This window comes from Empedobacter sp. GD03739 (assembly GCF_029843245.1).
Taxonomy (GTDB): Bacteria; Bacteroidota; Bacteroidia; order Flavobacteriales; family Weeksellaceae; genus Empedobacter; species Empedobacter falsenii_B.
In genome coordinates this window covers 1-7,242 of sequence record NZ_JAOCHX010000076.1, presented here as the reverse complement: position 1 = coordinate 7,242, position 7,242 = coordinate 1, and the positions used below count along the sequence as shown (strand labels likewise).

Genomic DNA, 7,242 nt, shown 5'->3' with positions numbered 1-7,242 from the left:
TTGATATTGTAAAAAATAATTGAAGAAAAGAATTTATGAAGATAAATTCCTTTTTAAATCATACAATTTAATAGAGAAAGAATTACGAGATATAATTATCTTTGCAGAATGATTAGTTTTAATAAAATTTTCAAAAACTCTTTGGTGCTTACAGCAATTACATTAGCATTGTTTTTCGCGCTTTACTTTTATTTTTCTTTAAACGGAACAGTTTCTGTAAAAGATTATTACACTTACAGCTTCATGATTTGCTGTTTTATTGTATTACCTTTGTATGCATTATATTGTTTTTTAATAATTTTCAATTTATCGAAAAATAAAGCAAAAAATCATCAAACTTCAGAAGAATTAATGACTTTCAAAGAAGGTTTTAAAGTTGGTTTCTACACGATTTTCTTTGCAGGAATCATGAGTTTGATTGTTATTTTTGTATTCTTCAATACTTATGGAGAATGGGCACAAGATAGTTTGAAACAAGGGTTATTAGATACTTTTACGTCTAATATGTCTGATCCAAAAGTCGCAAAAGATATCGAAACATTTAGAAATTCGGATGATTATAAAACACTTAATTTATTTACTGTGAAAAACTTCTTCGGATTATCCTCAATTTTCTTATCTTTCTACATCGCAATTGCAGCGATGTTTTCACAATTCTTAAAAAAACGTGTTTTTTAACATATGGATATTTCAGTTGTTGTTCCTTTACTGAACGAACAAGATTCCTTAGAGGAATTATTCTACAGAATCAAAAAAGTCTGTGAACAGAATGATTTTACATTCGAAGTTATTTTCGTTGATGACGGGAGTACAGATGATTCGTGGCAAATTATAGAGTATATTGCCAACTTCAATACAGAAGTGAAAGGAATTAAATTCCGTAAAAATTATGGTAAGTCTCCAGCACTTAGCGCGGCTTTTAAAGAAGTGAAAGGAGATGTTGTGATTACTATGGATGCAGATTTACAAGATTTTCCTGAGGAAATACCGTCGTTATACAAAATGCTGAAAAACCAAAAAGCAGATATTGTTTCGGGTTGGAAAGAAAATCGTCAAGATAATAAATTGACAAAAAATCTTCCTTCGAAATTATTCAATGGTGTAGCACGTAAAACCTCTGGTGTAAAATTGCACGATTTTAACTGTGGTTTGAAAGCTTATCGTTGGGAAGTAACGCAAAATATCGAATTGTATGGTGATATGCACCGTTATATTCCTGTTTTAGCGAAAAATGCGGGATATTCGAAAATTATTGAGAAAAAAGTAAAACATCAAGCGCGTAAATATGGTGTTTCAAAATTTGGAGCAAATCGTTTTGTAAATGGTTTCTTGGATTTGATTACACTTTTCTTTGCGTCAAGGTTTGGGAATAAACCAATGCATATTTTCGGTTTATTGGGTACATTGATGTTTATTTTAGGGTTTTTCGCTTCATTTTATTTAGGAATCGAGAAATTATATAAAGTTTATATTTCCCATACACCAGCCAGATTAATCACAGATAGTCCTTATTTTTATATTTCGTTAGTTTTTATGATTTTAGGAACGCAATTATTTTTGGCGGGATTTTTGGGCGAGTTAATTGTTCGCAATAATCGCGAAAAACAATTGTATTTAGTTCAAAAAGAATTGAATTTAAACTAATTAAATAACCAACTACTATGAAGAAAATATTTTTATTAGGATTTTTAGGTTTAGTTGCAACTTCGTGTTCATCATCAATTGATGGAGAAGGTGCTGCAACGGCTCAAAAAGAATATACAGCTGATAATATCAAAGATTTGAGCGTTTCGTGTAATTGTAATGTTATTTTAGTTCCAGGAAATAAATCTGGAGTTAAAGTAGAATCGCATCAAAATATTATTGATAATTTAGAAGTTGAAGCAAAAAATAATGCGGTTACAATCAAAGAAAAATCAAATGTAGACCATTATAGTGCCTATGATTTGTACGTTTATGTGACACGAGATTTAGAAAAGATTGATGCAAATAAACAAACTTCTTTGACTACTTCTGGAACATTGAATGTTGATGAATTGACTATCTCTGCGAAAGATCAAGCGAGAATTAATCAAACTTTTTTGATTACAAACAACTTTGATTTGAAAGCAGATGATCAATCTAATATTATGTTAGAAGGAACTGCTGGAACTATGAAAGTGAAAGCTTATGGCGAAGCACAATTGAATTTATTCAAATACGAGGTCAATGAAGCTAATTTCACAACAGATGATAACGCTTTATTAGACATCAATGCACGCCAAACCTTATATGGTTCTGCAAAAGGAAACTCAATTGTAAATTTTATGGGCGATCCTAATAAGGATACAAAAATTGCCGACCGCGCCCAAGTATTAAAAAAATAAAAGATAAGAATGACTTCAAGTTTAGATAATGCTAAATTATGGCTTTCTGACGCTTATGATGCGGAAACAAGAAAAGCTGTTCAAGATTTAATTGATAATAATCCAACCGAATTAGACGATTCTTTTTATAAAAACCTTGAGTTTGGAACAGGAGGAATGCGTGGTATAATGGGTGTTGGAACAAATCGTTTAAACAAATATACACTTGGTGCAGCAACGCAAGGTTTAGCAAATTATATTAATCAACAATTTCCGAATAAAGAGAAAAAAGTTGCGATTGCATACGATGTTCGTCACAATTCGGATACGTTTGCAAAAATGGTTGCCGATGTTTTGACTGCGAATGGAATCAACGTTTATTTGTTTGAATCTTTTCGCCCAACGCCAGAATTGTCTTTTACAGTTCGTCATTTAGGTTGTGATGCTGGAATTGTGTTGACAGCTTCCCACAATCCTCCGATTTACAATGGTTACAAAGTTTATTGGAATGATGGAGCGCAAATTGTTCCGCCACAAGATGGAGAAATTATTAATGAAGTAAATAATGTAAAAGTAGAAGAAATCAAATTTCAAGGTAACGATGCATTGTTAACGTATATAGGTAAAGAAATTGATGAAGCTTTTATTGATGCATGTGTAGCGAACGGAAGTTTTACACAAGATGGTAAGGAAGATATAAAAATTGTTTTTACTTCTATTCACGGAACTGCCGTTGCAATTACGCCAAAAGCTTTTGATAAAGCTGGTTTTACTCAAGTTCATCAAGTTGCTGAACAAGCAATTCCAAGTGGAGATTTCCCAACAGTAAAATCGCCAAATCCAGAAGAACCAGAGGCTTTGACTATGGCAGTTACTTTAGCGAATGAAATTGGTGCTGATGTTGTGATTGGAACAGATCCTGATGCGGATCGTGTAGGTGTTGCAACGCGTAACAATGAAGGTGAAATTGTTTTATTAAATGGTAACCAAATGAATACTGTTTTGGCTTATTATTTATTAGAAAAATGGCAAAAATCGGGGAAATTAGTTGGAAATGAATTTATCGGATCGACAATCGTAACGTCTGATATTTTCTATGATATTGCTGCGAAATTCAATGTTGATTGTAAAGTAGGATTAACAGGTTTCAAATGGATTGCTGATATGATTCGCAAATTCGAAGGCAAAGAAAGTTTTGTTGGAGGAGGAGAAGAATCATTCGGATTTATGGTTGGAGACTTTATCCGTGATAAAGATTCTGTTACAACAGCTTTATTGGTTTCTGAAATTGCTGCTGTACAAAAAGCAAAAGGAAGTTCTCTGTACAATAAATTAATGGAAATCTATCTTGAAATCGGAAAAGCATATCAAGAAGATTTAATTAGTATTGTAAAACCTGGAAAAGAAGGTGCAGAGTTAATTGCTAAAATGATGGTTGAATTTAGATCAAATCCTCCAAAAGAATTAGCAGGATCTAAAGTTGTTCGTGTAAAAGATTTTCAATCTTCTATCGACAAAGATTTAATTTCTGGTGAAGAAAAAGCGATTGAGATACCAAAGTCAAATGTATTGATTTTCTATACAGAGGATGGAAGTAAAGTAGCTTGTCGTCCTTCTGGAACAGAACCAAAGATTAAATATTATTTCTCTGTAAATGCTTCACTTTCTAACAAAGAAGATTATCCAGCTGTTCAACAAACGTTGTTAGCGAAAATCGATTTATTGAAAGAAGATTTTAGCAAATAATCATTCAAGAATAAATATTAAAATAAATAGAAAATGGCCGTCAATTTTGACAGCCATTTTTTATATGATTAAATTTTTAATGTTAGAAAAACATCGAAAATAGATAATAAAATCCTGTTGCAATAAGTGCAGAAACTGGAATTGTCAAAATCCAAGCCCATAATAAACTAATTGTAACTCCCCAACGAACGGCAGAAACTCTTTTTACCATTCCAACACCAATAATAGATCCTGTGATCACGTGAGTTGTAGAAACTGGCATTTTGATATGTTCAGTAAAAAATAATGTAATAGCTGAAGCTGTTTGAGCAGTGAAACCTTCGATAGGAGTAATTTTTGTAATTTTATTTCCCATCGTTTTTAGGATTTTCATTCCGCCACCTAAAGTTCCTAAAGCAATTGCAGAGAAACACATAATCGGAACCCAATCGTGAATATCAGTACTACTTGTTGTGATGAACCAATGCTTCCAATTGAAAACATCATTCAAAATCCAATCATTCATATCCGTATTAACAATTGCAGTTTGATTAGCAAGTAAAGCAAACGTGATCACTCCCATTACTTTTTGAGAATCATTCAAACCATGACCAATACTCAACATCGCAGAAGAAACTAATTGCAATTTCTTGAACCAAGCATCTGCTTTATGTGGTTTTGCATTTCGACAAAGATTCAGCGTGATGATGTAAATAACATTACCAGCGACTAAACCAATAATTGGTGCAACCAAAATAAAAGCGATAATCGTTAAGATAATCGTACTGTTAATAGCAGAAAAATCATAACCTGTTGCAGCTAATGCACCTCCAGCTAAACCACCAATCAAGGTGTGAGATGAAGAGGAAGGGATTCCTAATTTCCAAGTTAAAATATTCCAAGTGATTGCTGCAGAAAGCGCCGCCATAACAACGATAGATGGATTGGATCCAAATGCGACGACAACATCTTCTTTAATAATTTTTGCGATTGTGTCTGCAACTCCAAATTCTCCAATGATAAATTTGGCAATGAAGAAAGCAACAAAATTGAAGAATGCAGCCCATATAACGGCTTGAATAGGAGTTAAAACCTTTGTAGTAACAACCGTTGCAATAGAGTTTGCGGCATCGTGAAAACCATTTAAGAAATCAAATAAAATGGCTAAGCCGATAATGATAAATAATACAGTTAATTGCATGGCGCAAATTTAAAACTTTATTAAACTTATCATTTATCAATTTCGAAAATTATTTCAAAAATAAAAAAGGAGCTTAATTTAAGCTCCTTTAGAAATGATATTTTAAATAAATAACGTTACAACATAATAGATTAATGCAGCTAATAATGCTGAGACAGGAATAGTAAGTATCCACGCCCAAAGTAAACTAATTGTTACTCCCCAACGAACTGCAGAAACACGTTTCGTTAAACCTACACCAATAATAGAACCAGTAATTGTATGTGTTGTAGAAACTGGAATCCCGAAATGTTCAGAAATATAAAGCGTCATTGCTCCAGATGTTTCAGCAACTACACCTTCTAATGGCGTTACTTTTGTGATTTTAGAACCCATTGTTTTGATGATTTTCCATCCACCACCCATTGTACCTAATGCGATAACGATGAAAGATGTAATGGGAACCCATCCCCAATGTTCTACAAAATATTGAAATTTATCTTCAGCTTTTAAATATTCAGGATCAAAATCTACATTCATATGGTAAAAAATAACCGCAGCACCAATAATTCCCATTACTTTTTGCGCATCATTCATACCGTGTCCTAAAGAGAAAAGAGCAGAAGAAACTAATTGCAATTTCTTGAACCACCATTCTGCTTTTGCAGGTTTGGCTCTTTTGCAAATGTGAAGCGTGATGATGGTTAATATCGAGGCGATAATCATACCAATTAATGGTGCTAATACGATAAAGCAAATAATTGGAATTACTTTTTTGTAAACAATTACATCTTCTCCACCAGCAGAAAAACCACCGGCGTGAGCTAATGCAGCTCCAATGAAACCACCAATTAATGTATGAGAAGAAGAAGAAGGAATACCAAACTTCCATGTTAATAAGTTCCAAGAAATTGCAGCGATAATTCCAGCTAAAATAACTTCTAGTGTAATAAAATGCTCGTTAACCGACTTTGCAATAGTGTTACCAATCTTAAATTCTCCAATCCAATAAACTGAAATAAAGTAAGCAGCAAAGTTGAATGCGGCAGCCCAAAGTACAGCTTGAAAAGGCGTTAAAACCTTAGTTGCAACAATTGTAGCAATTGAGTTTGCGGCGTCGTGAAAACCATTAATATAATCAAAAACAAAAGCTAAGACGATAATAGTAATCAATAACATTCCTGGCGTAGACGATAACATGCTCGAAAACGCTGAAAAAAAATCTGTCATAATCTTTTAGATTAAGTTTTGGTTATGAATGTTTTACCGCTACAGCTTCCAATACGTTAGCAACACTTTTACACTTGTCTGTTGCAGATTCTAATGAAGATAAAACCTCCTTATACTTGATGATATTTTTAACATCAGTTTCGTTTTCGAAAATTTCCTGAACTGCTTTATCAAAAATACGATCCGATTTATTTTCTAATTTATTGATTCGTTCACATATTTCGTAAATACGATTTACGTTTCTCAAATCTTTCAATTGCTCAATTCCCTCTCCGATTAATTGACAAGCCTCTAAGTTAACAGCTGTAATTTTGCGGATAGATTTTGTAATTTTATCTACTTGATAAATATTGATACGATTCGCTGCTCCATTTAAATTATCTGCAACATAATCGATAGATTTTACTAATTGATAAATATCTTCTCTGTCAAAAGGTGTGATAAAGTTTTTGCTTAACTCTAAATTTGTTTTTTGAGTAAGATATTCAATTTTGCTTTCTATCTTAGAAATTTGCGCGATGTAATCTTCGCGTTCTTCAACTGGAGCGTTTACACATTCATGTAACAATTCAGCTAATTTGATTAAACTTTTTGAAGCTTCCTCGAACAAAGGATAGAATACTTTATCCTTTGGAGTAAATAATTTAAAAAATGAGTTTACCGACATTTAATAATGTTTTGAAGTGCAAAATTAATTTTTCTAATGTAAAATTAACATTAAATAAATATTATACGAACGTTTTTATTAAAATATATTGATAA

General features: G+C 32.4%; 7 protein-coding genes. 4 read left to right on the top strand and 3 right to left on the bottom strand.

Going from position 1 to position 7,242, the window contains the following annotated elements; genetic code table 11:
• Window positions 1–108 precede the first annotated feature (108 nt).
• From N5E64_RS15150 to N5E64_RS15135, 4 genes are read left to right on the top strand one after another with little or no spacing between them, the layout of a single operon-like run.
• Complete coding sequence (locus N5E64_RS15150; protein ID WP_114998993.1) at window positions 109–678, top strand: DUF4199 family protein; 570 nt, start codon at window positions 109–111, stop codon at window positions 676–678.
• Window positions 679–681: 3 nt separating this feature from the next.
• On the top strand, window positions 682–1,644 hold the full coding sequence (locus tag N5E64_RS15145; protein WP_114998995.1) for a glycosyltransferase family 2 protein: 963 nt from the start codon (window positions 682–684) through the stop codon (window positions 1,642–1,644).
• Window positions 1,645–1,661: 17 nt separating this feature from the next.
• Window positions 1,662–2,366 (top strand): GIN domain-containing protein, encoded by a 705-nt coding sequence (locus N5E64_RS15140; RefSeq protein ID WP_125349699.1) that lies wholly within the window; start codon window positions 1,662–1,664, stop codon window positions 2,364–2,366.
• A 9-nt stretch (window positions 2,367–2,375) separates the two neighbouring features.
• On the top strand, window positions 2,376–4,091 hold the full coding sequence (locus tag N5E64_RS15135) for a phospho-sugar mutase (protein WP_219034157.1): 1,716 nt from the start codon (window positions 2,376–2,378) through the stop codon (window positions 4,089–4,091).
• A gap of 82 nt (window positions 4,092–4,173) precedes the next feature.
• Here N5E64_RS15135 and N5E64_RS15130 read toward each other — a convergent pair whose 3' ends face one another.
• The 3 genes from N5E64_RS15130 to N5E64_RS15120 form a co-directional block, all read right to left on the bottom strand.
• Window positions 4,174–5,271, bottom strand: a complete 1,098-nt coding sequence (locus tag N5E64_RS15130; RefSeq protein ID WP_038335433.1) for an inorganic phosphate transporter — start codon at window positions 5,269–5,271, stop codon at window positions 4,174–4,176.
• 102 nt (window positions 5,272–5,373) lie between these two features.
• Window positions 5,374–6,480 carry an inorganic phosphate transporter gene (locus tag N5E64_RS15125; RefSeq protein ID WP_052217794.1) on the bottom strand — a complete coding sequence of 369 codons (1,107 nt, stop codon included), beginning with the start codon at window positions 6,478–6,480 and terminating at the stop codon, window positions 5,374–5,376.
• A 22-nt stretch (window positions 6,481–6,502) separates the two neighbouring features.
• Complete coding sequence (locus N5E64_RS15120) at window positions 6,503–7,147, bottom strand: DUF47 domain-containing protein (RefSeq protein WP_038335434.1); 645 nt, start codon at window positions 7,145–7,147, stop codon at window positions 6,503–6,505.
• Between the last annotated feature and the right edge of the window lie 95 nt (window positions 7,148–7,242).

What these genes read in the sequence shown, in the direction of transcription:
- N5E64_RS15125 (WP_052217794.1), bottom strand. Translation starts at nt 6,480, where the DNA reads ATGACAGATTTTTTTTCAGCGTTTTCGAGCATGTTATCGTCTACGCCA.
- N5E64_RS15130 (WP_038335433.1), bottom strand. Translation starts at nt 5,271, where the DNA reads ATGCAATTAACTGTATTATTTATCATTATCGGCTTAGCCATTTTATTT.
- N5E64_RS15135 (WP_219034157.1), top strand. Translation starts at nt 2,376, where the DNA reads ATGACTTCAAGTTTAGATAATGCTAAATTATGGCTTTCTGACGCTTAT.
- N5E64_RS15120 (WP_038335434.1), bottom strand. Translation starts at nt 7,147, where the DNA reads ATGTCGGTAAACTCATTTTTTAAATTATTTACTCCAAAGGATAAAGTA.
- N5E64_RS15140 (WP_125349699.1), top strand. Translation starts at nt 1,662, where the DNA reads ATGAAGAAAATATTTTTATTAGGATTTTTAGGTTTAGTTGCAACTTCG.
- N5E64_RS15150 (WP_114998993.1), top strand. Translation starts at nt 109, where the DNA reads ATGATTAGTTTTAATAAAATTTTCAAAAACTCTTTGGTGCTTACAGCA.
- N5E64_RS15145 (WP_114998995.1), top strand. Translation starts at nt 682, where the DNA reads ATGGATATTTCAGTTGTTGTTCCTTTACTGAACGAACAAGATTCCTTA.